Origin of the sequence: Klebsiella sp. GG_Kp175 (assembly GCF_040062325.1) — a bacterium.
GTDB lineage: Bacteria > Pseudomonadota > Gammaproteobacteria > Enterobacterales > Enterobacteriaceae > Klebsiella > Klebsiella quasipneumoniae.
In genome coordinates this window covers 154,140-178,169 of the sequence record NZ_JBEAFX010000005.1, presented here as the reverse complement: position 1 = coordinate 178,169, position 24,030 = coordinate 154,140, and the positions used below count along the sequence as shown (strand labels likewise).

The 24,030-nt window shown below is 57.2% G+C and carries 21 protein-coding genes; 12 read left to right on the top strand and 9 right to left on the bottom strand.

Going from position 1 to position 24,030, the window contains the following annotated elements:
• The first annotated feature begins 60 nt into the window (after positions 1 to 60).
• Together ABLU73_RS12325 and ABLU73_RS12320 are read left to right on the top strand one after the other, a co-directional pair.
• Positions 61 to 1,698, top strand: a complete 1,638-nt coding sequence (locus ABLU73_RS12325; protein WP_264923620.1) for a DUF3300 domain-containing protein — start codon at positions 61 to 63, stop codon at positions 1,696 to 1,698.
• Positions 1,699 to 1,709: 11 nt separating this feature from the next.
• Positions 1,710 to 2,516: a DUF2950 family protein gene (locus tag ABLU73_RS12320; protein ID WP_064178518.1), complete on the top strand. Its 807-nt coding sequence runs from the start codon at positions 1,710 to 1,712 to the stop codon at positions 2,514 to 2,516.
• A 44-nt stretch (positions 2,517 to 2,560) separates the two neighbouring features.
• Here ABLU73_RS12320 and ABLU73_RS12315 read toward each other — a convergent pair whose 3' ends face one another.
• From ABLU73_RS12315 to pdhR, 5 genes are all read right to left on the bottom strand, one after another.
• Positions 2,561 to 2,845, bottom strand: coding sequence for a hypothetical protein (locus tag ABLU73_RS12315; RefSeq protein ID WP_004204367.1), 285 nt, complete (start codon positions 2,843 to 2,845; stop codon positions 2,561 to 2,563).
• Between the two features lie 164 nt (positions 2,846 to 3,009).
• Entirely contained in the window at positions 3,010 to 4,434 is a 1,425-nt protein-coding gene (gene lpdA, locus ABLU73_RS12310; protein WP_002888731.1) for a dihydrolipoyl dehydrogenase, read from the bottom strand.
• Between the two features lie 206 nt (positions 4,435 to 4,640).
• Positions 4,641 to 6,524, bottom strand: coding sequence for a pyruvate dehydrogenase complex dihydrolipoyllysine-residue acetyltransferase (aceF, locus tag ABLU73_RS12305; protein WP_264923621.1), 1,884 nt, complete (start codon positions 6,522 to 6,524; stop codon positions 4,641 to 4,643).
• A 14-nt stretch (positions 6,525 to 6,538) separates the two neighbouring features.
• Complete coding sequence (gene aceE, locus ABLU73_RS12300) at positions 6,539 to 9,202, bottom strand: pyruvate dehydrogenase (acetyl-transferring), homodimeric type (protein WP_004204365.1); 2,664 nt, start codon at positions 9,200 to 9,202, stop codon at positions 6,539 to 6,541.
• A 137-nt stretch (positions 9,203 to 9,339) separates the two neighbouring features.
• Positions 9,340 to 10,119, bottom strand: coding sequence for a pyruvate dehydrogenase complex transcriptional repressor PdhR (gene pdhR / locus ABLU73_RS12295; RefSeq protein ID WP_002888699.1), 780 nt, complete (start codon positions 10,117 to 10,119; stop codon positions 9,340 to 9,342).
• 644 nt (positions 10,120 to 10,763) lie between these two features.
• Here pdhR and aroP point away from each other — a divergent pair.
• The 3 genes from aroP (at position 10,764) to ABLU73_RS12280 (ending at position 14,676) form a co-directional block, all read left to right on the top strand.
• The gene (aroP, locus tag ABLU73_RS12290; RefSeq protein WP_017901172.1) at positions 10,764 to 12,134 is read left to right on the top strand and encodes an aromatic amino acid transporter AroP; all 1,371 of its coding nucleotides are present in this window, start codon (positions 10,764 to 10,766) and stop codon (positions 12,132 to 12,134) included.
• Between the two features lie 185 nt (positions 12,135 to 12,319).
• Entirely contained in the window at positions 12,320 to 13,726 is a 1,407-nt protein-coding gene (locus tag ABLU73_RS12285) for an MFS transporter (RefSeq protein WP_017901173.1), read from the top strand.
• A complete protein-coding gene (locus tag ABLU73_RS12280) occupies positions 13,726 to 14,676 on the top strand; it encodes a family 43 glycosylhydrolase (protein ID WP_264923623.1) in 951 nt (316 codons plus the stop codon). Before ABLU73_RS12285 ends, ABLU73_RS12280 begins: the two co-directional genes overlap by 1 nt.
• A 223-nt stretch (positions 14,677 to 14,899) precedes the next feature.
• Here the strand turns inward: ABLU73_RS12280 and ampE are convergent, their stop codons facing one another.
• Together ampE and ampD are read right to left on the bottom strand one after the other, a co-directional pair.
• Complete coding sequence (ampE, locus tag ABLU73_RS12275; RefSeq protein ID WP_004204361.1) at positions 14,900 to 15,754, bottom strand: beta-lactamase regulator AmpE; 855 nt, start codon at positions 15,752 to 15,754, stop codon at positions 14,900 to 14,902.
• Positions 15,751 to 16,314 (bottom strand): 1,6-anhydro-N-acetylmuramyl-L-alanine amidase AmpD, encoded by a 564-nt coding sequence (gene ampD / locus ABLU73_RS12270; protein ID WP_017901175.1) that lies wholly within the window; start codon positions 16,312 to 16,314, stop codon positions 15,751 to 15,753. The genes ampE and ampD overlap by 4 nt, the downstream gene beginning before the upstream one ends.
• Positions 16,315 to 16,447: 133 nt before the next feature.
• Here ampD and nadC point away from each other — a divergent pair, with 133 nt between their 5' ends.
• The 4 genes from nadC to hofC all read left to right on the top strand — a co-directional run bounded on the left by nadC (position 16,448) and on the right by hofC (position 20,544).
• On the top strand, positions 16,448 to 17,341 hold the full coding sequence (nadC, locus tag ABLU73_RS12265) for a carboxylating nicotinate-nucleotide diphosphorylase (RefSeq protein WP_017901176.1): 894 nt from the start codon (positions 16,448 to 16,450) through the stop codon (positions 17,339 to 17,341).
• Positions 17,342 to 17,521: 180 nt separating this feature from the next.
• Positions 17,522 to 17,953: a prepilin peptidase-dependent pilin gene (gene ppdD, locus ABLU73_RS12260; RefSeq protein WP_004204358.1), complete on the top strand. Its 432-nt coding sequence runs from the start codon at positions 17,522 to 17,524 to the stop codon at positions 17,951 to 17,953.
• Between the two features lie 10 nt (positions 17,954 to 17,963).
• A complete protein-coding gene (gspE, locus tag ABLU73_RS12255) occupies positions 17,964 to 19,349 on the top strand; it encodes a type II secretion system protein GspE (RefSeq protein WP_032455557.1) in 1,386 nt (461 codons plus the stop codon).
• The gene (gene hofC / locus ABLU73_RS12250; RefSeq protein WP_264923624.1) at positions 19,339 to 20,544 is read left to right on the top strand and encodes a protein transport protein HofC; all 1,206 of its coding nucleotides are present in this window, start codon (positions 19,339 to 19,341) and stop codon (positions 20,542 to 20,544) included. Before gspE ends, hofC begins: the two co-directional genes overlap by 11 nt.
• A 36-nt stretch (positions 20,545 to 20,580) precedes the next feature.
• Here the strand turns inward: hofC and ABLU73_RS12245 are convergent, their stop codons facing one another.
• A complete protein-coding gene (locus tag ABLU73_RS12245) occupies positions 20,581 to 21,624 on the bottom strand; it encodes a GMP reductase (protein ID WP_004204353.1) in 1,044 nt (347 codons plus the stop codon).
• A gap of 343 nt (positions 21,625 to 21,967) precedes the next feature.
• Between ABLU73_RS12245 and coaE the strand changes: the two genes are divergently transcribed.
• Genes coaE through yacG form a run of 3 tightly spaced genes read left to right on the top strand, consistent with a single transcriptional unit; the run spans position 21,968 to position 23,535 of the window.
• Positions 21,968 to 22,588, top strand: coding sequence for a dephospho-CoA kinase (gene coaE, locus ABLU73_RS12240; RefSeq protein WP_048294157.1), 621 nt, complete (start codon positions 21,968 to 21,970; stop codon positions 22,586 to 22,588).
• Positions 22,588 to 23,331, top strand: a complete 744-nt coding sequence (gene zapD, locus ABLU73_RS12235; protein ID WP_017901182.1) for a cell division protein ZapD — start codon at positions 22,588 to 22,590, stop codon at positions 23,329 to 23,331. The genes coaE and zapD overlap by 1 nt, the downstream gene beginning before the upstream one ends.
• Positions 23,332 to 23,340: 9 nt before the next feature.
• Positions 23,341 to 23,535, top strand: coding sequence for a DNA gyrase inhibitor YacG (yacG, locus tag ABLU73_RS12230; RefSeq protein WP_004204348.1), 195 nt, complete (start codon positions 23,341 to 23,343; stop codon positions 23,533 to 23,535).
• Positions 23,536 to 23,587: 52 nt separating this feature from the next.
• Here yacG and mutT read toward each other — a convergent pair whose 3' ends face one another.
• The gene (mutT, locus tag ABLU73_RS12225; protein WP_017901183.1) at positions 23,588 to 23,980 is read right to left on the bottom strand and encodes an 8-oxo-dGTP diphosphatase MutT; all 393 of its coding nucleotides are present in this window, start codon (positions 23,978 to 23,980) and stop codon (positions 23,588 to 23,590) included.
• Positions 23,981 to 24,030: the final 50 nt, after the last annotated feature.

The following is a 24,030-nucleotide window of genomic DNA, read 5'->3' as shown; positions in this document are numbered from 1 at the left end:
AACGCGCCGTTTTCGCCGATACTTTAGCGAGATGGGTTACTTTTTGGGTCAGGAGCTTCTATGTCACTGCCGTTCAAACCCCATATTATCGCCCTGCTCTGTAGCGCTGGTTTACTCGCGGCGGCGGGAACACTCTATGTGCAAAGCCGTACTCCAGAGACGGTCACTGAGCCGACGGCGCAGGCTGCGCCGGCACCCACTCCAGCCACACAGCCAGTCGCCGCGCAGCCGGTAGCCACCACCTACACCCAGGCGCAGATTGATCAGTGGGTTGCCCCCATCGCGCTCTATCCGGACAGTCTGCTGTCGCAGGTGCTGATGGCCTCCACCTACCCGGACAACGTCATGCAGGCGGTGCAGTGGTCCCAGGATAACCCCTCCATGAAAGGGGATGCCGCCGTTCAGGCTGTTGCCAGCCAGCCGTGGGATCCCAGCGTTAAATCGCTTGTCGCTTTCCCGGCCCTGCTGGCGATGATGGGCGAGAATCCGCCCTGGGTGGAAAATCTGGGTAATGCGTTTTTGGCCCAGCCGCATGATGTGATGGACTCGGTGCAGCGTCTGCGTGCCATCGCCCAGCAGACAGGGACACTGAAATCCACGCCGCAGCAAAAAGTGATTGTCGCCGCAGCGGCGCCTGCGCCGGCCTCCACCTCGAAAAGCAGCACGGTAACAACGTCAACGACCAGCGCGACGGTGCCCGCACCGACGCAGGTCATAAAAATAGAACCGACCGATCCACAGGTGGTCTATGTTCCCAACTACAACCCCTCCACCGTCTATGGTACCTGGCCGAACAGCGCCTATCCTCCGGTCTATCTGCCGCCGCCTCCCGGGGAGCAGTTTACCGATAGCTTCGTCAAAGGCTTCGGTTACAGCCTGGGCGTGGCGACCACCTGGGCGCTGTTCAGCAGCATCGACTGGGATGATGATGATGACCACCACCATCACGATGACGACTACCACCGCGGCGATTACTCGCATAACGGCGATAACATCAATATCAATGTGAATAACTTTAACCGCATTACCGGACAAAACCTGCCGGGCGACCGCGTAAACTGGCAGCACAACCCCGCCTATCGCGGTCACGTGCCATACCCCAATAATACCGTCGCCCAGCGCTTTCATCAGACCAACGTATCCGGCGGACTGAGCGCGACCCAGCATGCGCCGGTCGATCGTGAGGCGCAGCGCCAGGCGGCGATGACCCAGCTTCAGCAGCGCAGCGCGCCGACCGCCACGGCGGGCAACCTGGCGGCAAACACCGCCTCGCGCGATGCCCAGCGTCAGGCGGCCTCGGCGCAGTTGAAACAAGCCACCCAGCGCAGCAACTACCGCGGTTACGACAGCGAGCCGACATCGACCCAGCAGCGTCGAGACGCGGCGAAAGCGCAGTTGAAAAACCCGACGCCGCAGCAACAGCAGCGTAGGGAAACCATTAAGAGCCGCGAGCAGAATACTACACCGCAGCAGCAACAGCGCCGGCAGCAGCTCCAGTCCGCCACGCCAGCCCAGCGTCAGCAGACGGTCAGTCATCTGCGCGCCAGCGCCCTTAGCGGCAACGAAAGCCGCGCCCCCTCCTGGCAAGCGCAGCAAGAACGGGGACGGCAGAGTCTTCAGTTTTCCAGCGTAAACCGCGAGCAGCGCGACGGCGCCAGAGAGCGTCTTTCTGAACACCATGAACTACGCCGCCGCTGAGGATGAGCAGAATGAGAAACCCATTATCAATTGCCCTGTTCACGTTAATGCTGTCGCCGCTTGCCGCCTTCGCCCAGCAGCAGTATGCCACCCCCGAGCAGGCCGCAAACGCGCTGGCCGAGGCGATCGGCCAGCAAAATGACGCGGCGCTGAGTGAAGTGCTTGGCGATAACTGGCAGCATTTTTTACCCCCCGACGGGATCGACCCCACTGCCGTCGACCGCTTCCAGCGCGACTGGCAGGTGAAACATGTGATTGTGCAGCAGGGTGAAAAAGCCTGGCTCGACGTCGGTAGCGAAGCATGGCGGCTGCCAGTCCCCATCGTCAAAGCATCCCAGGGCTGGCGCTTTGATATGGCGGCTGGCGAAGAAGAGATCCTCACCCGCGCTATCGGCCGTAATGAACTGTCGGCGATAGCCGCCATGCATGCCTACGTTGACGCCCAGCAGGATTACTATCAACTGAACCACCGCTGGGCGCAGAAAATCATCAGTAGCGAAGGCAAAAAAGATGGTCTGTACTGGCCCACCTCGCCGGGCGAAGCGCCAAGTCCGCTTGGGCCAGCCTTTAGCCCGACGGTTCCCGGCAGCGGCTACCATGGCTACCGCTTCCGCATTATCACCGGTAGAGATGAACAGAGCGTCGCCTTGCTGGCGTGGCCGGTGGCGTGGGGGGAAACCGGCGTGATGAGCTTTATGATCGATCAGCACGATACCGTTTATCAGGCCAATCTCGGTGAAGAGAGCGCGGCAAAGGCCCAGGCGATAACGCGCTTTGCCCCCGACGCTGACGCCGGCTGGCAGGAGGTCAACCCATAAAAAAACGCCCGGTTACGTACACGCAACCGGGCGTTTTCATTCACTTAGCCCTGGTGGGGCATCAGCGACGGATCGCCGGCAAAGGCTGGTTTCGTACTGGACAATGCCGATTCGTCAGCGCTGATGCTGCCGGAATTCGCCGCCCATACTCCTTCACTGGTCTTGGTCACTTGCTGATGCTGAGCATTCAGATCCTGGCCCATCGCCGCAATATGGGTCGTTTCCGTACCACCGCTGTTATCCGCCCACGGAATCGTGGCGTCAGCCGCGCAGGCGACACCGGATAAGCACGCTGCTGCGACCAGCGCTGTGGTTAAAAAGCGTTTCATCACACACCTCATTGATATCGTTAACTACCTATAAGTTTACATAGTGACTATTTACAAAGTATGTATGAGGTGTAGCGGTTTATGAATAGCGACATAGTTCTAAACATCAGGCATAAAAAAAGCGGCTCCGGGAGCCGCTTATGCTTTTTGCCTGAAAGAAAAAGTTACTTTTTCTTCGCTTTGGCGTTCGGCAGGTCGGTGATGCTGCCTTCGAAAACTTCTGCCGCCAGGCCAACAGACTCGTGCAGAGTCGGGTGAGCGTGGATAGTCAGCGCGATGTCTTCAGCGTCACAGCCCATCTCGATAGCCAGGCCGATCTCACCCAGCAGCTCGCCGCCGTTGGTGCCGACAATCGCGCCACCGATAACACGGTGGGTCTCTTTGTCGAAGATCAGTTTGGTCATGCCGTCTGCGCAGTCGGAAGCGATAGCACGGCCGGAAGCAGCCCACGGGAAGGTGGCGGTTTCGTAGCTGATGCCTTTCTCTTTCGCTTCTTTCTCGGTCAGACCCACCCATGCCACTTCTGGCTCGGTGTAGGCGATCGATGGGATCACTTTCGGATCGAAGTAGTGCTTCAGGCCGGAGATAACTTCTGCGGCAACGTGACCTTCGTGGACGCCTTTGTGCGCCAGCATCGGCTGACCGACGATATCGCCGATAGCAAAGATGTGCGGCACGTTGGTGCGCATTTGTTTGTCAACGCGGATGAAGCCACGATCGTCAACTTCCACGCCCGCTTTGCCTGCGTCGAGGTTTTTACCGTTCGGTACGCGGCCGATAGCCACCAGCACGGCGTCGTAACGCTGTGCTTCCGCCGGCGCTTTTTTGCCTTCCATGGAAACATAAATACCGTCTTCTTTTGCTTCAACGGCAGTCACTTTGGTTTCCAGCATCAGGTTGAATTTCTTGCTGATGCGTTTGGTGAAGACTTTCACCACATCTTTATCGGCAGCCGGGATGACCTGGTCGAACATTTCAACCACGTCGATCTCTGAACCCAGCGCATGGTATACGGTACCCATTTCCAGACCGATGATACCGCCGCCCATGACCAGCATGCGTTTCGGTACAGATTTCAGCTCCAGGGCGTCGGTGGAGTCCCATACGCGCGGATCTTCATGCGGAATAAATGGCAGTTGAATCGGACGGGAGCCCGCCGCGATGATGGCGTTGTCGAAGTTGATCACGGTTTTGCCGTTTTCGCCTTCCACTTCCAGGGTGTTAGCGCCGGTGAATTTACCCAGACCGTTAACCACCTTCACTTTACGCCCTTTGGCCATGCCAGCCAGACCACCGGTCAGCTGAGTGATGACTTTTTCTTTCCAGGTGCGGATCTTGTCAATGTCAGTTTTCGGTTCGCCGAAAACGATGCCGTGTTCGGCCAGCGCTTTCGCTTCTTCGATAACTTTTGCCACGTGCAGCAGCGCTTTAGAAGGGATACAACCCACGTTCAGGCACACCCCACCGAGGGTGCTGTAACGTTCTACGATGACGGTTTCCAGACCTAAATCAGCGCAACGGAAGGCTGCAGAGTAGCCTGCAGGACCTGCCCCAAGTACCACGACCTGAGTTTTGATTTCAGTACTCATCATGACCTCTGTAATTTATATCCGGCGGGTCTGACGCTATTATTTTTACGCCCAAGTCCACCGGGACGTTCTATCCGCGTGTATTTTACAAAATTGTTAACAATTTTTAAACAACAAACGGCAAACGATTTTGTCCTTTGTTGCTGATAATCCCAAACAGCCTGAGGTTATCAGAAAAAAGCCGGCCGTCAGGCCGGCTTTTTCAATTACATCACCAGGCGGCGAATGTCGCTCAGGGTGTTGTTGATGATGGTAATGAAGCGGGCACCATCAGCACCGTCGATGACGCGGTGGTCGAAGGACAGAGAGATCGGCAGCATCAGACGCGGCACGAACTCTTTACCATTCCATACCGGCTCCATCGCGGACTTAGACACGCCGAGGATGGCCACTTCCGGCGCATTAACAATCGGCGCGAAGTGGGTGGTACCCAGGCCGCCGATGCTGGAGATGGTGAAGCAACCGCCCTGCATTTCGCCCGCCGTCAGTTTGCCATCGCGCGCTTTCTTCGAGATGGTGGTCAGTTCACGAGACAGCTCGGTGATGCTCTTCTTGTTCACGTCTTTAAAGACCGGAACCACCAGACCGTTCGGGGTATCCACCGCCACACCGATGTTGATGTATTTCTTCAGCGTCAGACGCTGACCATCTTCGGAGAGCGAGCTGTTGAAGCGCGGCATCTGCTCAAGCGCAGCGGCCACGGCTTTCATGATGAAGACAACCGGGGTGAATTTCACGTCCAGTTTACGCTTCTCAGCTTCGGCGTTCTGCTGCTTACGGAACGCTTCCAGATCGGTGATATCGGTTTTATCGAAGTGCGTAACGTGCGGGATCATGACCCAGTTACGGCTCAGGTTGGCACCAGAAATTTTCTGGATACGGCCCAGCTCCACTTCTTCGATTTCGCCGAACTTGCTGAAGTCAACCTTCGGCCATGGCAGCATGCCCGGGATACCGCCGCCAGCGGCAGCCGCCGGTGCGGATTCAGCACGCTTAACAGCGTCTTTCACGTAAGCCTGAACGTCTTCGCGCAGGATACGACCTTTACGGCCGGTGCCTTTCACTTTCGCCAGGTTAACGCCGAACTCGCGCGCCAGACGGCGAATCAGCGGAGTGGCGTGGACGTAAGCGTCGTTTTCAGCGAATTCGGTTTTACCTTCCGCTTTCGCAGCCGGTGCCGCGGCAGGCTTAGCGGCCTGAGCCGGAGCTGCAGCCGGTGCCGGCGCAGCCGCCTGAGCCGGTGCGGCGGCAGGCGCAGCGCCTTCCACTTCGAAGACCATGATCAGGGAGCCGGTTTTGACTTTATCGCCGGTGCTGATTTTGATCTCTTTGACGGTGCCCGCGAACGGCGCCGGCACTTCCATAGACGCTTTGTCGCCTTCGACGGTGATCAGGGACTGCTCAGCAGCCACTTTATCGCCGACTTTTACCATCACTTCGGTCACTTCAACTTCGTCGCCGCCGATGTCCGGTACGTTAACGTCTTTCGCACCGCCAGCCGCCGCCGGAGCAGCAGCCTGAGCAGGTGCGGCAGCAGGCGCAGCGCCCGCCACTTCGAAGATCATGATCAGGGAGCCGGTGGACACTTTATCGCCGGTGTTGATCTTGATCTCTTTCACGGTACCCGCGAACGGCGCCGGCACTTCCATCGAGGCTTTATCGCCTTCGACGGTGATCAGAGACTGCTCAGCCGCAACGGTATCGCCCACTTTCACCAGAATTTCAGTGACTTCAACTTCGTCACCGCCGATGTCCGGCACGTTCACGTCTTTCGCTGCCGCGGCAGCTGCTGGAGCAGCGGCGGCCGGAGCGGCTTCTTTCTTCTCTTCCTGCGCAGGTGCAGCGGCTGCTGCACCCTCGGCGGAATCGAAAATCATAATCAGTTTGCCAGTCTCGGTTTTATCGCCGACGGAGACTTTAATCTCTTTCACGACGCCAGCCTGCGGAGACGGGACTTCCATAGAGGCTTTATCGCCTTCTACGGTGATCAGCGACTGTTCAGCTTCAACTTTGTCGCCCACTTTGACCAGAATCTCGGTGATTTCAACTTCATCAGCCCCGATGTCCGGTACTTTGATTTCGATAGCCATTATTCTTTTACCTCTTACGCCAGACGCGGGTTAACTTTTTCTGCATCGATGTTGAATTTGGTAATTGCGTCCGCAACCACTTTCTTATCGATTTCACCACGTTTAGCCAGTTCGCCCAGCGCTGCAACGACCACATAGGAAGCATCGACTTCGAAGTGGTGACGCAGGTTTTCACGGCTGTCGGAACGACCGAAGCCATCGGTACCCAGTACGCGGTAATCGTCAGCCGGTACGTAGGTACGAACCTGCTCGGCGAACAGTTTCATATAGTCAGTGGATGCCACTGCCGGAGCGTCGTTCATCACCTGAGCGATGTACGGCACGCGCGGGGTTTCCAGCGGGTGCAGCATGTTCCAGCGTTCGCAATCCTGGCCATCACGCGCCAGTTCGGTGAAGGAGGTGACGCTGTACACGTCAGAGCCCACGCCGTAGTCTTTCGCCAGGATCTGCGCTGCTTCACGGACGTGACGCAGGATAGAACCGGAGCCCAGCAGCTGAACTTTACCTTTGCTACCTTCGATGGTTTCGAGTTTGTAGATACCTTTGCGGATACCTTCCTCGGCGCCTTCCGGCATGGCCGGCATGTGGTAGTTTTCGTTCAGGGTAGTGATGTAGTAGTAAACGTTCTCTTGTTTCTCACCGTACATACGCTCCAGGCCGTCATGCATGATGACCGCCACTTCGTAGGCGTAGGACGGATCGTAAGAGATACAGTTCGGGATAGTCAGAGACTGAATATGGCTGTGGCCATCTTCGTGCTGCAGACCTTCGCCGTTCAGCGTCGTACGACCGGAAGTACCCCCGATCAGGAAGCCGCGAGCCTGCTGGTCGCCTGCCTGCCAGCACAGGTCGCCGATACGCTGGAACCCGAACATCGAGTAGTAGATGTAGAACGGGATCATCGGCAGGTTGTTGGTGCTGTAAGAGGTCGCCGCAGCCAGCCAGGATGCGCCTGCGCCCAGCTCGTTGATCCCTTCCTGCAGGATCTGACCTTTCTCGTCTTCTTTGTAGTATGCAACCTGCTCACGGTCCTGCGGGGTGTACTGCTGGCCGTTCGGGCTGTAGATACCGATCTGACGGAACAGACCTTCCATACCGAAAGTACGCGCTTCGTCGGCGATGATCGGCACGAGGCGGTCTTTGATGGATTTGTTCTTCAGCATCACGTTCAGGGCACGAACGAACGCGATAGTGGTAGAGATCTCTTTATTCTGCTCTTCCAGCAGCGGGCGGAAATCTTCCAGCGTCGGCAGCTCCAGCTTCTCAGTGAAGTTCGGCTGACGGCTCGGCAGATAGCCGTGCAGTTTCTGACGCTGAGCGTGCAGATAGGTGTGCTCTTCGGAACCTTCCGGGAAGGTGACGTACGGCAGTTTTTCCAGATCGGCATCGGCAACCGGCACGTTGAAACGATCGCGGACGTAGCGAACGCCGTCCATGTTCATTTTCTTAACCTGGTGAGCGATGTTCTTACCTTCAGCAGTGTCACCCATGCCGTAACCTTTGATGGTATGGGCGAGGATAACGGTCGCTTTGCCTTTGGTTTCCTGCGCTTTTTTCAGAGCAGCATAAACTTTCTTCGGATCGTGGCCACCGCGGTTCAGGGCCCAAATCTGCTCGTCAGTCCAGTCGGCAACCAGCGCAGCGGTCTCCGGATATTTACCGAAGAAGTGCTCGCGCACATAAGCGCCGTCTTTGGATTTAAAGGTCTGGTAATCGCCGTCAACGGTTTCTTCCATCAGCTGAATCAGCTTACCGCTGGTGTCTTTACGCAGCAGCTCATCCCAACGACCGCCCCAGATAACCTTGATAACGTTCCAGCCAGCGCCCGCGAAGATGCCTTCCAGTTCGTTAATGATTTTGCCGTTACCGGTGACCGGACCGTCAAGACGCTGCAGGTTACAGTTGATAACGAACACCAGGTTGTCGAGCTTCTCACGGGTTGCGATGGTGATCGCGCCTTTAGATTCCGGCTCGTCCATCTCACCGTCGCCCAGGAACGCGTAAACGGTTTGTTTGGAGGTGTCTTTCAGACCACGGTGTTCCAGATATTTCAGGAATTTAGCCTGATAAATCGCCCCGATTGGGCCCAGGCCCATAGAAACGGTCGGGAACTGCCAGAATTCCGGCATCAGTTTCGGGTGCGGATAAGAGGACAGACCTTTACCGTGAACTTCCTGACGGAAGTTGTTCATCTGCTCTTCAGTCAGACGACCTTCCAGGAACGCACGCGCATAAACGCCCGGAGAGATGTGACCCTGGAAGTACACCAGGTCGCCGCCATCCTGCTCATTGCGTGCGCGGAAGAAGTGGTTGAAGCACACTTCGTAGAAGGTTGCGGAAGACTGGAAAGAAGCCATGTGGCCGCCCAGTTCGAGATCTTTTTTCGATGCGCGCAGAACGGTCATGATGGCGTTCCAGCGGATCGCAGAACGGATACGACGTTCCAGATCCAGATTACCCGGATATTCCGGCTCATCTTCAACGGCAATAGTGTTGACGTAACCGCCGGTTGATGCGCCAGCAGCCACTTTCACCCCGCCTTTGCGGGCTTCAGAAAGGAGTTGATCAATAAGATACTGAGCGCGCTCAACACCTTCTTCACGGATGACCGATTCGATCGCCTGTAGCCAGTCGCGAGTTTCGATCGGATCCACGTCATTTGGTAAACGTTCTGACATGGGGGGTATTCCTTATCTATCTAATCGTTGATTAATCTGGAACCTGTCCCATTGAACTCTTCGTTCTTCACCTTTGAACAACCAAAAATTCAATAAGACAGGTTCTGCGTTTAGTTGCCGCGCTCTAAAAATGGCGCTTAAGAACCGGAGTTCTCGTCCTTTCGTTGCTGTAAACGACGCAGCGAGCGTTCTCTACGACTCTGCTCACGGCTACGGTCCAGCAAAATTTCCTCAATGAACGCCAGGTGACGGTGCGACGCCTCACGCGCCTGCTCCGGCTCCCCGGCCATTATCGCCTCGAAAATGCGAGTGCGATGGTTGCTGACCAACGGGAGCATTTCCCGGCGGGCATACAGCAATTCAAAGTTCTGACGCACGTTTTGCGCCAGCATCGGCTCCATACACCTTAGCAGATGAAGCAAAACCACATTGTGTGCCGCCTCGGTGACGGCGATTTGGTACTGGACGACGGCGCCGGACTCAGCGTCCAGATCGCCCGACTGCTGAGCCCGCTCAATAGCCTGATGCAGCTCGCGGATACGGTCGCGATCTTCATCATTGCTGCGCAGCGCCGCGTAATAAGCCGCAATGCCTTCCAGCGCGTGACGGGTCTCAAGCAGATCGAATTGGGATTCAGGGTGATCGGACAGCAGCTCGACCAGCGGATCGCTGAAGCTCTGCCACAGGCGGCTCTGAACAAACGTTCCACCTCCCTGACGACGAAGCAACAGGCCCTTGGCTTCGAGGCGTTGAATCGCCTCACGCAGCGAGGGGCGGGAAACGTCGAACTGTTTAGCCAGTTCGCGTTCAGGCGGGAGTTTTTCACCGGGGCGCAAGGTCCCCTCAAGGATCAGAAACTCCAGCTGCTGCTCTATCACATCGGATAATTTTGGTTGGCGGATTTTGCTGTAGGCCATATTCCCTGTCTCTGCCATTAGCCCGGAGTCAATTGGTCTTACCAATTTAAAGTTCGTAGCGCTAAAGTAACAAAGTATTCACCTTCTGTCCATACAGGTTTTGATTGAAATCAGTAAACGACGGACATTTTAACAACCTTACAGAAATAACATTTCAGAAATGTAACCTTGCACAAATGTTACGTTTACTCATAAAGAGGTAGCATTAACTTAATGGAAACGAAAAATTACGCTATCTGAACCGATTCAACGACCCAATAAATGAATATAAAGACAATATCATTGAATAAATAATCAGAAAGAAGCAGTGCATCGGAATAATACAGAATGTGTCTATTGATGTCTTTTTAGACACATGGTCATCATCCCTTCATAAAGCAGGTGCATTCAAACGCGCTTACCACTATTCTCCCTGAGACGAAAGGCCTTTTTCTGAATTACCGCACCGCCTTCCGTAAACAAAACAATACAGAAACGGAAGTCGCTAAATACACAAACACAACAATATGTGCGCGCCATCACTCAGGTAAAAAGTGGGCCACTTCGCCCAAATTTTCGCTGGCTATGCTTTCTGGCAGGGACAGCAGTGAAGCAGCAACCTGACGGATGACGTACACAAAAAATAATCACACACGAGGTTTCATATGGAAGGTCAACAGCACGGCGATCGGCTGAAGCGCGGCCTGAAAAACCGCCACATCCAGCTCATCGCGCTGGGCGGGGCTATCGGCACCGGCCTGTTTCTGGGGAGCGCGTCCGTCATTCAGTCCGCCGGCCCGGGTATCATTCTTGGTTACGCGATTGCCGGTTTTATCGCCTTTCTGATCATGCGTCAGCTGGGCGAAATGGTGGTGGAAGAGCCGGTAGCCGGTTCGTTTAGCCACTTTGCTTATAAATACTGGGGCGGCTTTGCCGGCTTCGCCTCCGGCTGGAACTACTGGGTGCTGTATGTCCTGGTGGCCATGGCGGAACTCACTGCCGTCGGCAAATATATCCAGTTCTGGTGGCCGGAAATCCCAACCTGGGCCTCAGCGGCGGTCTTCTTCATCGCCATCAACGCCATTAACCTGACCAACGTGAAAGTGTTCGGGGAAATGGAGTTCTGGTTTGCCATTATCAAAGTGGTCGCCGTTGTGGCGATGATTTTGTTCGGCGGCTGGCTGCTGTTCAGCGGTAACGGCGGCCCGCAGGCGACAGTACGTAACCTCTGGGATCAAGGCGGGTTCCTGCCGCACGGCTTTACCGGACTGGTAATGATGATGGCGATCATCATGTTCTCCTTCGGCGGTCTGGAGCTGGTGGGTATCACCGCGGCGGAAGCGGATAACCCGGAGCAAAGCATCCCGAAAGCCACTAACCAGGTTATCTACCGTATCCTGATCTTCTATGTTGGCTCGCTGGCGGTACTGCTCTCGCTGCTGCCGTGGACGCGTGTGACTGCGGACACCAGTCCGTTCGTCCTGATTTTCCATGAGCTTGGCGATACGCTGGTGGCAAACGCCCTCAACGTAGTGGTGCTGACGGCGGCCCTGTCGGTGTATAACAGCTGCGTCTACTGCAACAGCCGTATGCTGTTCGGTCTTGCCCAGCAGGGGAACGCACCGAAAGCGCTGCTCAGCGTCGACAAACGCGGCGTGCCAGTGAATACCATTCTCGTCTCCGCCGTGGTCACCGCCCTGTGTGTGCTGATCAACTACCTGGCGCCGGAATCCGCATTTGGCCTGCTGATGGCGCTGGTAGTCTCCGCCCTGGTGATCAACTGGGCGATGATCAGCCTCGCGCATATCAAATTCCGTCGCGCCAAACAGCAGCAGGGGGTCACCACTCGCTTCCCCGCCCTCTTCTACCCGCTGGGTAACTGGGTGTGCCTGCTGTTTATGGCCGCGGTGCTGGTAATTATGCTGATGACCCCGGGGATGGCGATTTCCGTTTGGCTGATCCCGGTATGGATCGCCGTGCTGGGCGTGGGCTATCTGTTTAAACAGAAAGCCGCCGCCACCATAAAAGCACAATAATACATCTCATCAATAATTCTCTTTGCTCTGCGCCCCCTCCCTGAATGACGGGCGCAGAGCATTGTTATCTGCTTCACACTTTCCCCTCCATAGCTTTTTTATCCATATCGTCAACGCGTTCCTGCAACGTAATTCTCTCGATAGCAGCCAATAATTCTCTCCATACTGCAACGGAGAGACCGCACATGGCAGACAATAGACTTTCAATAAAAGAAAAGATTGGTTATGGGATGGGGGATGCCGGATGCAATATCATCTTTGGCGCCATCATGCTGTTTGTTAACTATTTTTATACCGATATTTTCGGTCTGGCGCCGGCGCTGGTGGGCGTACTGCTGCTGTCGGTGCGCGTCATCGATGCGGTGACCGACCCGATCATGGGCGCCCTCGCCGACCGCACCCGCAGTAAATATGGCCGCTTTCGTCCATGGCTGCTGTGGATTGCTTTCCCCTACGCCCTGTTCAGCGTCCTGATGTTCACCACTCCTGAGTGGACCTATAACAGCAAAGTCATCTATGCGTTTGTCACCTACTTTCTGCTGTCGATTACCTATACCGCGATTAACATCCCCTACTGCTCGCTGGGAACGGTGATGACCGCCGATCCGAAAGAGCGCGTTGCCTGCCAGTCTTATCGTTTCGTGATGGTGGGTATCGCCACGCTGTTGCTGTCATTAACGCTGCTGCCAATGGCCGACTGGTTCGGCGGCGCCGATAAAGCGAAGGGCTATCAGATGGCGATGACCGTGCTGGCCTTCATCGGCATGTGTATGTTCCTGTTCTGCTTCGCTACCGTGCGCGAACGCATCCACCCGGCGGTACAGACCAATGATGAACTGAAAAAAGATCTCAAAGATGTGTGGAAAAATGACCAGTGGGTACGCATCCTGTTGCTCACGCTGTGCAACGTCTGTCCGGGCTTTATCCGCATGGCCGCCACCATGTACTACGTCACCTGGGTAATGGGGCAAAGCACCCATTTTGCCACTCTGTTTATCAGCCTCGGCGTGGTCGGGATGATGATTGGCAGCATGCTGGCAAAAGTCCTCACCGACCGCTGGTGCAAACTGCAGGTCTTCTTCTGGACCAATATCGTGCTGGCGATCTTCTCCTGCGCCTTCTATTTCTTTAATCCGCACGCCACCACGCTGATTATGGTGCTCTACTTCCTGCTCAACATCCTGCATCAAATTCCCTCCCCGCTGCACTGGTCGCTGATGTCCGATGTTGACGACTACGGCGAGTGGAAAACCGGCAAGCGCATCACCGGCATTAGCTTCTCCGGCAATCTGTTCTTCCTCAAAGTCGGCCTGGCGGTCGCCGGGGCGATGGTCGGATTCCTGTTGTCATGGTACGGCTACGACGCTGGCGCCAAAGCGCAAAGCGCCTCCGCCCTCAACGGCATCGTGCTGCTGTTCTCGGTTATCCCCGGCGTCGGCTACCTGATCACCGCCGGCGTGGTGCGCCTGCTGAAAGTTGACCGCACCCTGATGCGCCAGATCCAGAGCGATTTAGAGAAGCGCCGCAGCAACTACAGCGAGCTGAATGAATACCAGGAACTGAAAACCAGTGAACACGTAAGGAAAGCCTGATGAATAACTGGCCCAACCCCTTTATTGAACAGCGCGCAGATCCCTTTATTCTGCGCCACCTTAATCACTACTACTTTATTGCCTCGGTGCCGGAATACGACCGGCTGGAGATCAGGCGCGCGGCGACCCTTGAAGGATTACGCGATGCGGAGCCGGTAGTGGTCTGGCGCGCACCGCAAAGCGGGCCGATGAGCCAGCTGATTTGGGCGCCGGAGCTACATGAGATAGACGGGAAGTGGTATATCTATTTTGCCGCCACCCATACCCACGATCTGGATGCGCTGGGCATGTTCCAGAATCGTATGTTCGTTATCGAGTGCGCCGACAACGATCCGCTGACCGGCCGCTGGCAGGAAAAAGGCCAGGTGGTCACCCCTTTCGATACCTTCGCCCTCGATGCCACCACCTTTATCCATCAGGGCAAACGCTGGTACCTGTGGGCGCAAAAATCGCCGCATATCGAGGGCAACTCAAACCTGTATCTCGCTGAAATGGCCAACCCGTGGACGCTAAAAGGCGAGCCGGTCATGCTGAGCAAGCCGGAGTTCGACTGGGAGTGTCGGGGATTTAAGGTCAATGAAGGACCCGCGGTGCTGGTGCATGGCGATAAGCTGTTCATCAGCTATTCCGCCAGCGCCACCGACGAAAACTACTGCATGGGGTTGCTCTGGATTGACCGGCAGGCCGATCCGCTGCAGCCGGCAAACTGGCATAAAGCCCCGCAGCCGGTGTTCCGGACCAGCTATGAAAACCGCCAGTATGGCCCGGGCCATAATAGTTTTACCCAAACGCCGGCGGGGGAAGATGTGCTGGTCTACCACGCGCGGAATTACACCGAGATTGAAGGCGACCCGCTGTATGACCCCAATCGTCATACCCGGCTAAAACTCGTCAGCTGGAGAGAGGACGGCATGCCCGACTTCGGCATCCCGCCGGCGGATACGCTGTAGCGGTTCGGTATGCGGCCCGCTGGCGCGGGTTCTCCAGGCCGGGTCAGGCGAAACCGCCGCCCGGCAACATGCCAGGTACGGCGTCTGATATAGAATCCGGCGCCGCTGTTGCTTGCCGGGCCTGCGCAGTGTGGGTCTCCAGGCCGGATAAGCGCAACGCCATCCGGCAATTAACGCCCCAGATGTGAGGGTATCGTGGCAGGTAGAGTACGAGCGCAGGCCGTTACACCAGGGTGCCGTAAATCGTCAGCAGCGCCATGATCACCACCACCACCAGCGAGGTTTTCTTGGCCATCGACACCGCGGCCTTCGGGGTCGCCACTTTATCCACGTGCGGTTCACGAGCCAGGGAATACTGCGCCAGGCGGGTCAATACCTGATACTGCGACGAATGGCGGTCGCCTAACGATGCAAACCACGCCGGGAGCGCTTTCTCTCCATGCCCCACCAGAGCATAGACAACCCCCACCAGACGCACCGGCAGCCAGTCCACAATATGCAGGATACCATCGATTCCAGACTGCAAACGATGATGCGGCGTCTGGTAGCGCGCCAGCCACGTCTGCCAGGCACGCAGGACGCTATAGGCGATAAGCGTCAGCGGCCCCCACGCCCCACCGACCACAAACCAGAAGAGTGGCGCCAGGTAGTAACGATAGTTAATCCATAGCAGCGCATTTTGCAGTTCGCTAAGGTACTCGCGCTCATCACAGCCCGGGGGGACGCCGTGTATCAACGTCAGCTCGCTGGCCATCGCATCGCAGGCGCGGCTGTCATTGCGCGACGCCGCTTTCAGATAGGCATGATAGTGCAGCCGAACCTTACCGGCGCCGATGCACAGCAGGCCTAGCAAAATCCAGAACACCAGCAGCGGTACGTTGAACAGCTGCCCCTGCAGCAAGCGCTGAATAATGTAGACCACCGCGACGGCGACCAGGGTCATCAGCAGCGTTCCCGGCAACGAGAAATGTTTTATCCGGCGGAACGCCACCTCCAGCCGATGATCAAGCTGCCAGTGTTCGCCCAGTTTAAACAGGCGTTCAGCGATAAGCACCAGCAGCGTAGTAAACAGCGTCATGAGGTCTCCTTTTCGGACGGCGCGCTGAGCAGCGCACGAAATTTTTTCCAGTCAAAGGCCGGTCCCGGGTCCGTCTTGCGCACGGGCGCGATATCGCTATGGCCCGTGATGTTTGCGGCGATGGCAGGATAAATCGTGATAAGCAGATCCGTCACCGCCGCCAGCTGCTGGTACTGCGCATCGGTATACGCCAGGGTATCCGTGCCTTCCAGCTCTATACCGATGGAAAAGTCATTGCAGCGTTCACGCCCCTGATAGCTGGAGACACCCGCATGCCATGCACGCTTATCGAAAGGCACATACTGCACGATTTCACCATCACGGCGAATCAGACAATGCGCCGAAACGCGCAGATGAGCGATCTCGGCAAAGAAAGGATGCGCGTGAGGATCCAGGGTGCCGGTGAACAGCGCGTCAATCCATGGACCACCAAATTCACCTGGCGGCAGGCTGATATTATGCACCACCAATAAGGAAGGGGCCTCTTCATCCGGACGGCAGTCATGGTGCGGCGAGGGAACCCGCCGCGCGCCGACCAGCCATCCCTCGTTCAACTGCATGCGGGATCTCCTTTCGCGAACTCATGCTTCCGGGCCACACGCCGGCCCAAAGGATGAAGTGTGTATGGTACTGAAACGTCGTTCAGGTTAGCATGTTTCCCACTTCTGAATCTTATCTATCTGGAGCTTTATCATGTCGCCTCGTCGTTACAACCCCGACCGCCGCCGTGACGTGCTGCTGGAACGTATTAATCTCGATATTACCGATGCTGTCGCACACTCCCTGCGGGAAGATTTGGGCGGCGAAGTCGACGCCAGCAACGATATTAGCGCACAATTATTGCCGCAGGATGCACGCTCCCATGCGGTGGTCATTACCCGCGAAGATGGCGTCTTCTGTGGTAAACGCTGGGTGGAAGAGGTCTTCATTCAGCTCGCCGGTGACGACGTGAATATCACCTGGCACGTCGCCGATGGCGATGCGGTCAAAGCCGATCAACCCCTGTTCGAGCTGGAAGGCCCATCGCGCATTCTGCTCACTGGCGAACGTACGGCGCTGAACTTTGTACAAACCCTCTCCGGCGTCGCCAGCGTTGTCCGCCGCTATGTCGACCTGCTGGCGGGCACCAAAACCCAACTCCTGGATACGCGCAAAACGCTGCCAGGGCTGCGTACCGCTTTGAAATACGCGGTTCTCTGCGGCGGCGGCGCCAACCACCGCCTGGGGCTGTTCGACGCTTTCCTGATTAAAGAAAACCACATCATCGCCTCCGGCTCGATCCGTCAGGCGGTGGAAAAGGCGTTCTGGCTGCATCCTGATGTGCCGGTGGAAGTGGAAGTGGAAACGCTGGATGAGCTGGAGCAGGCGTTAAAAGCCGGGGCCGATATCATTATGCTCGATAACTTCACCACCGACCTGATGCGCGAGGCGGTGAAAATCACCGCTGGCCAGGCGGCGCTCGAGGTCTCCGGCAACGTCACCTTTGACACCATCCGCGAATTTGCCGACACCGGGGTCGACTATATCTCCGTCGGGGCCCTGACCAAACATGTGCAGGCGCTCGACCTGTCGATGCGTTTTCGCTGAAGATTGGGCCTTCACGTTTCCGGCGTGAAGGCCTGAATTTGCGACCCGACTCGCAGCCGCTCTTGCTCACCATGCAATCCCGCTAAAAACCCTGGAACCCGGTTTCCCGGATCGTTTTCGTCTCCTCGCCTGTCCCCCTGAATCCCGTCACAGTGCTTCTGTCACAACAAGGAGCGACTTATGGATAAACAACGAGGTTTTACCCTGATTGAACTGATGGTGGTCATCGGCATCATCGCCATTCTCAGCGCCATCGGCATCCCGGCCTACCAGAACTACCTGCGTAAAGCCGCCCTCACCGATCTGCTGCAGACCTTTGTCCCCTACCGGACGGCAATTGAACTTTGCGCGCTCGATCATGGCGGCCTGACGACATGCGACGGCGGCAGCAATGGCATCCCCTCGCCAACCACCACGCGCTACCTCTCCGCCATGAGCGTGGCAAAAGGGGTCGTTACCCTCACCGGCCAGGAAAGTCTCAACGGACTGGGCGTCACCCTAACCCCGACCTGGGATAACGCCGAGGGCGTCACCGGCTGGCAGCGGGTATGCACTATCACCGACAACAGCGCGCTTCAGCAGGCCTGCGAAGACGTCTTCCGCGTGAAGTGAGGGCGACAACATGAAAACAGAACAGCTGATCCCTCTCTGTCGTCGCCATCACGCCCTGCTGCTGCACAGCGATGAGCAGACGATATCCATTGCGGTGGTCGATACCCCGCCGACGGAGCTAATGGAGGCGCTACGTTTCGCGACGCAAAAACGGATCGATATTGAATGCTGGAGCCAGGAGCAGATGGATAAGCGCCTGCAAGTCCAGGAAAAGCAGGCGCTGCTGGCGCAAAATGCAGGCCCGGAAAACATCGCCGAACGGGTCAATCAGATCCTCGAGCAGGCCCTGCGTCAGCGGGCCTCCGATATTCATATCGAACCCACGGAAACGCACTTACGGATCCGCCTGCGTGTCGATGGCGTGCTACACGCCCTGCCGCTGCTGGCGCCCGAGCTGGCCGCGCCGGTTATCGCACGACTCAAAGTGATGGCCAGTCTCGATATCGCCGAGCATCGTTTGCCGCAGGATGGTCAGTTCGCGCTGAACCTCGCCGGACGGCAGCTCTCCTTTCGCATCGCCACTCTGCCCTGCCGCTATGGCGAGAAAATTGTCCTGCGCCTTCTGCATCAGGTTGACCAGGCGCTGGATCTGGAGGCGCTCGGCCTCTCATCCTCTCAGCTGGCGGCCTTCCGCCAGGCGCTGAATCAGCCGCAGGGGCTGCTGCTGGTCACTGGCCCAACCGGAAGCGGGAAAACGGTAACCCTCTACAGCGCCCTGCAGGCGCGAAACCGGGAGCAAGTGAACATCTGTAGCGTCGAGGATCCTCTGGAGATCCCCATCGCCGGGATGAACCAGACGCAAATCAACCCGCGCGCCGGGCTGACCTTTCACAGCGTACTGCGCGCCCTGTTACGTCAGGACCCGGATATTGTGATGGTGGGTGAAATCCGCGATGCCGAAACCGCTGAAATCGCGCTGAAAGCCGCCCAAACGGGTCATCTGGTGCTCTCTACTCTGCACACCAATTCCACCAGCGAAACCCTCACCCGCCTGCAGCAAATGGGCATCGCCCGCTGGATGATCTCCTCTGCGCTCTCGCTGGTTATCGCCCAGCGTCTGGTCCGCAAGCTGTGCCCCCACTGCCGGCGCAATGCCGGCAGTGCCGCCGACCTGCCGCACAGTCTGTGGCCCCGCCCACTGCCGCGCTGGCAGGCTGCGGGCTGCGAACACTGTTATCACGGGTATCACGGCAGGCTGGCGCTGTTCGAGGTCTTGCCTGTCACTCAGGGGCTACGTCAGGGGATAGTCCAGGGGCTCAACGCCATTGAGATCGAATCTCTGGCGCGAGCCGCGGGCATGATGACGCTCTTCGAAAGCGGATGTCAGGCTATCGAACAGGGCTTGACCAGCCTCGAAGAGGTGGTGCGGGTGCTGGGGATCCCCCATGGCGACTAAGCGTCTCTGGCGCTGGCGAGGCGTCGATGCGCAAGGCGCTCCTTGTCAGGGGATGCTATGGCAAGCCAGTCGTCCGGAGGTGCTGCATCACCTCCAGCAGCAGCGCATCCTGCCGCTGGCTATACGCCGCTGTACGGTGAAGCAAAGCCTGTGGCACCCGCGCTACAGCAGCGAAACAATCCGCCAGTTGGCAACCCTGCTGCAGGCCGGCCTGCCGCTGGCGGAAGGGTTATCGCTGCTGGCGCAGCAGCAGTCGCATGCCCAGTGGCAGGCGCTGCTTGAGGCGCTAGGCCGCGAGCTGGCCCAGGGCGTGGCGTTCTCTGCCGCGCTGGCGCAGTGGCCCCAGGCTTTTCCGCCCCTATATCTGGCGATGATTAGCACCGGCGAACTGACGGGCAAGCTCGATATCTGCTGCCTGCAGTTGGCGAATCAGCAGCAGGAGCAGCAGCGGCTCGCCAGCAAAGTCAAAAAAGCGCTGCGCTACCCGCTGATCGTGCTCTCTCTGGCGCTGTTGGTGGTGCTGGGGATGCTCTATTTTGTCCTGCCCGAGTTCACCGCCATCTACCAGACGTTCAGTACGCCGCTACCGCTATTGACGCGGATGGTCGTTGCGGCAGGCGACATGCTAAGTCGCGGCTGGCCGCTGCTGCTGGCCTCGCTGCTGAGCCCGCTGCTGCTCAACCAGCTGATCCGGCGGCGCAGCGACTGGCTGCTGCGCCGCCAGCGGTTGCTTAACGCGCTCCCTCTCATTGGTTCCCTGATCGGCGGACAACAGCTGAGCCTGATCTTCACCATCCTGGCGTTAACCCAAAGCGCCGGTATTAGCTTTCTGCAGGGGCTGCAAAGCGTTGAAGAGTCCCTGTCGTGCCCGCTATGGAGCCAGCGTCTGGCGCAGGCCCGCGCGCTGATCGTTCAGGGGGAGCCGATTTGGCAGGCGTTAAGCCGCTGCGGCGGTTTTACACCGCTGTGCCTGCAGCTCATCCGCACGGGGGAAAGCGCGGGAGCGCTGGATCAGATGCTGGAAAACCTGGCGCATCATCATCGCGAGCAAACCTATCAGCGAGCCGATAGTCTGGCTGCGCATCTTGAACCCATGATGCTGGTGATAACCGGCTCGCTGGTCGGGATTCTGGTGGTGGCAATGTATTTGCCCGTTTTTCATCTGGGCGATGCCATTGGCGGGGCGGGAGGATAAGCAACGCTGGCACCGCGCAGGCGCCAGCGCAGCCGGTTACAGGCTATTGAATACCCGGTTCTCTTGTTCCTGAACGCGGATAAAGGTGGTGCGTTTGGTCAGCTCTTTCAGTCGCGAGGCGCCAACGTAGGTGCAGGCAGAGCGCAGGCCGCCGAGAATGTCGCGCGCGGTATTGTCCACCGGGCCACGCAGCGGCAGCTTAACGGTTTTCCCTTCCGCCGCGCGGTATTTCGCGACACCGCCCACATGGCGGGTCATCGCCGATTCGGAGCTCATACCGTAAAACAGCATGAATTTTTCACCGTTCTCTTCAACCACAGTACCGCCGCTCTCTTCGTGGCCCGCCAGCATACCGCCGAGCATCACGAAATCAGCGCCGCCGCCGAAGGCTTTCGCCACATCGCCCGGCATGGTGCAACCGCCGTCGCTGATGATCTGGCCGCCAAGGCCATGTGCGGCATCAGCACACTCGATCACGGCGGAGAGCTGCGGGTAGCCGACACCGGTTTTGACGCGGGTGGTGCAGACGGAGCCCGGGCCAATGCCAACTTTGACAATATCGGCGCCGGAGAGGATTAGCTCTTCACACATTTCACCGGTGACCACGTTCCCGGCAATAATGGTTTTTTGCGGCCAGGCTTCGCGCGCCTTCGCCACAAACTGGACGAAGTGTTCAGAGTAGCCATTGGCGACGTCAATGCACACAAAGTTCAATTGTGGGTTCTGAGAGAGGATCTGTTGCGTTTTATCAAAATCCGCATCGGAAGTACCGGTGGAAACCATCACATGCTTGAGAACGTCTGCGGATACGCTCTGGACAAACGCCTGCCATTCTTCCGCGGTGTAGTGCTTGTGTACTGCCGTCAGAATGCCAAAAGTGGCCAGCGCTTTCGCCATGCTGAAGGTGCCGACGGTGTCCATGTTAGCCGCAATAATCGGCACACCGGACCAGGTCAGGCCTGAATGTTTAAAGGTGAATTCACGTTCCAGCTCGACATCAGAACGGCTTTTGAGGGTAGAGCGTTTCGGGCGGATAAGAACGTCTTTGAAACCAAGCTTCAGATCTTCTTCAATACGCATGTGCGAATTCCTGGGGTTAATGGCATTAATGTGAGAGCACAACTCCAGTGACGTTATCATACGCACGAATCAGGCCCGCGCAAGACTGCGATTTTCACTTTTTTTACGCTACAATCGTATAAATTTACCTGGTGAATGGAGAAAAAAGCGCTTATATCTCCACCCGCCAGCGCATTATTTTTAACCATTTGATTTGCTTGATTAAAAGAAACAGAATAGCGGACGGCGCTCCCGGCTGGCACGGTGCCATCACGACAAGATCGCTGTCGCCTCTCCGGCATACTGCCCGTCCTCGCTGTCTGAATACCAAAAATACGAGCAATCCGTTTCAGGGTCAGAAGATATGGGGTACACAGTCGCGTTAACAGGCGGGATTGGCAGCGGTAAAAGTACGGTCGCCGACGCCTTCGCGCAGCTCGGGATTAAGGTTATCGATGCCGATGTTATCGCCCGCCAGGTGGTCGAACCTGGCACCCCGGCGCTCCAGGCCATTGCCGGCCACTTCGGGCCACAGATGATTGCCCCCGACGGCACGCTAAACCGCCGTCTGCTGCGGGAAAAAATTTTTGCTCAGGTGGAGGAAAAAGCCTGGCTCAACGCGCTGTTGCATCCGCTGATTCAGCAGGAAACGCGCCGCCAGATGCAGGCCGCCACCTCCCCTTATCTCCTCTGGGTCGTACCTTTGCTGGTCGAAAACCGCCTGTCCAGCCAGGCCGATCGCGTACTGGTCGTCGATGTGCCAAAAGAGACGCAAATCGAACGCACCATGCTGCGCGATAAGGTCAGCCGCGAACATGCTGAACATATTCTTGCCGCCCAGGCCACGCGCGAGCAGCGCCTGGCCATCGCGGACGATGTTATTGAAAACACTGGCACTCCGGATGCAGTGGCATCGGATGTTGCCCGCCTGCACGAAAAGTATTTAACGCTGGCATTGCAGGCCGCCTCACAGGAAAACTCGTAATGCATACCCCCGTTCTGTTTGAACATCCTCTTAATGAGAAAATGCGCACCTGGCTGCGCATCGAATTTCTGATCCAGCAGATGGCTTTCCATCCGATGATTGCCAGCCATGCCGATGCGCTCCATTTTTTCCGTAACGCCGGCGATCTGCTGGATGTCCTGGAGCGCGGCGAGGTGCGTACCGATCTGGTCAAAGAGCTGGAGCGCCAGCAGCGTAAGCTCCAGTCCTGGGCAGAAGTGCCGGGAGTCGATCAGGAGCGCATTAACGCGCTGCGCCAGCAGCTCAAGCAGTCTTCCAGCACCCTGATGGCCGCGCCGCGCATTGGTCAGTTTCTGCGTGAAGATCGCCTGATTGCGCTAGTGCGCCAGCGCCTGAGTATCCCTGGCGGCTGCTGCAGCTTCGATTTACCGACCCTGCATATCTGGCTCCATATGCCGCAGGCGCATCGTGACGAGCAGGTGGCCAGCTGGCTTGCCAGCCTCGATCCATTGGTCCAGTCCCTGAGCCTGATCCTCGATCTGATTCGTAACTCCGGACAGTTTCGCAAACAGACCAGCCTCAATGGCTTTTATCAGGATAATGGCGAAGATGCCGATCTGCTGCGCCTGCGTCTCGATCTGGCCCACCAGCTTTATCCGCAGATCTCTGGCCATAAGAGCCGTTTCGCCATCCGCTTCCTGCCGCTGGACAGTGAGTATGGGATCGTGCCGGAGCGCTTTGATTTTGAACTGGCCTGCTGTTAAGGAGATAACATGTCAGAAGAGACTATCGTCAATTGTCCGACCTGCGGCAAAAACGTGGTATGGGGCGAACAAAGCCCCTATCGTCCATTTTGCAGCAAACGCTGCCAGCTGATCGATTTGGGAGAATGGGCAGCAGAGGAGAAGCGCATCCCCAGCGCGGGCGATCTCTCCGATAGCGATGACTGGAGCGAGCAGCAGCCCTGATTTGACGGCACGCTAACCCAACGCCAGTTGGGTTAGCCTCCCAACCTGGGGTTCAGCCCTGGGCGATAAGTTTGCGGATAACCGGTTCATTCGCCGGGGGAAACGCTTCCGGATCCAGCGCCTGCCGCGTCATCCACTGTCCCGGCTGCCCCTCTTTACCCCAGGGCTCGCCTTCCCAACTTTCCACGAGGAAAAACCACAGCGTAATGTGGCGATCGGGGAACTGATACTCCAGCTTATCAAATAGTGAAAAGGTAGTGGCCGTAATTCCCACCTCTTCCTGCAGCTCGCGGATCAACGCCTGCTCCGGCGTTTCATCAGATTCAATCTTCCCGCCCGGGAACTCCAGCTTATTCGCCATATGGGCATCCGCGGCGCGCTGGGTAATAAAGATGTCGCCTTCTGGATTGCGAATTATCCCTACGGCGATTTGCAGTTTTTTCATTGAATCAGCTCCATAAAAAAGGCGCAGAACTCTGCGCCTTTGTTTTTTTA

Bases quoted from the DNA above. Each gene is read 5' to 3' on its own strand.
- ABLU73_RS12325 (WP_264923620.1), top strand. From the start codon at position 61: ATGTCACTGCCGTTCAAACCCCATATTATCGCCCTGCTCTGTAGCGCT.
- ABLU73_RS12320 (WP_064178518.1), top strand. From the start codon at position 1,710: ATGAGAAACCCATTATCAATTGCCCTGTTCACGTTAATGCTGTCGCCG.
- ABLU73_RS12315 (WP_004204367.1), bottom strand. From the start codon at position 2,845: ATGAAACGCTTTTTAACCACAGCGCTGGTCGCAGCAGCGTGCTTATCC.
- lpdA (WP_002888731.1), bottom strand. From the start codon at position 4,434: ATGAGTACTGAAATCAAAACTCAGGTCGTGGTACTTGGGGCAGGTCCT.
- aceF (WP_264923621.1), bottom strand. From the start codon at position 6,524: ATGGCTATCGAAATCAAAGTACCGGACATCGGGGCTGATGAAGTTGAA.
- aceE (WP_004204365.1), bottom strand. From the start codon at position 9,202: ATGTCAGAACGTTTACCAAATGACGTGGATCCGATCGAAACTCGCGAC.
- pdhR (WP_002888699.1), bottom strand. From the start codon at position 10,119: ATGGCCTACAGCAAAATCCGCCAACCAAAATTATCCGATGTGATAGAG.
- aroP (WP_017901172.1), top strand. From the start codon at position 10,764: ATGGAAGGTCAACAGCACGGCGATCGGCTGAAGCGCGGCCTGAAAAAC.
- ABLU73_RS12285 (WP_017901173.1), top strand. From the start codon at position 12,320: ATGGCAGACAATAGACTTTCAATAAAAGAAAAGATTGGTTATGGGATG.
- ABLU73_RS12280 (WP_264923623.1), top strand. From the start codon at position 13,726: ATGAATAACTGGCCCAACCCCTTTATTGAACAGCGCGCAGATCCCTTT.
- ampE (WP_004204361.1), bottom strand. From the start codon at position 15,754: ATGACGCTGTTTACTACGCTGCTGGTGCTTATCGCTGAACGCCTGTTT.
- ampD (WP_017901175.1), bottom strand. From the start codon at position 16,314: ATGCAGTTGAACGAGGGATGGCTGGTCGGCGCGCGGCGGGTTCCCTCG.
- nadC (WP_017901176.1), top strand. From the start codon at position 16,448: ATGTCGCCTCGTCGTTACAACCCCGACCGCCGCCGTGACGTGCTGCTG.
- ppdD (WP_004204358.1), top strand. From the start codon at position 17,522: ATGGATAAACAACGAGGTTTTACCCTGATTGAACTGATGGTGGTCATC.
- gspE (WP_032455557.1), top strand. From the start codon at position 17,964: ATGAAAACAGAACAGCTGATCCCTCTCTGTCGTCGCCATCACGCCCTG.
- hofC (WP_264923624.1), top strand. From the start codon at position 19,339: ATGGCGACTAAGCGTCTCTGGCGCTGGCGAGGCGTCGATGCGCAAGGC.
- ABLU73_RS12245 (WP_004204353.1), bottom strand. From the start codon at position 21,624: ATGCGTATTGAAGAAGATCTGAAGCTTGGTTTCAAAGACGTTCTTATC.
- coaE (WP_048294157.1), top strand. From the start codon at position 21,968: ATGGGGTACACAGTCGCGTTAACAGGCGGGATTGGCAGCGGTAAAAGT.
- zapD (WP_017901182.1), top strand. From the start codon at position 22,588: ATGCATACCCCCGTTCTGTTTGAACATCCTCTTAATGAGAAAATGCGC.
- yacG (WP_004204348.1), top strand. From the start codon at position 23,341: ATGTCAGAAGAGACTATCGTCAATTGTCCGACCTGCGGCAAAAACGTG.
- mutT (WP_017901183.1), bottom strand. From the start codon at position 23,980: ATGAAAAAACTGCAAATCGCCGTAGGGATAATTCGCAATCCAGAAGGC.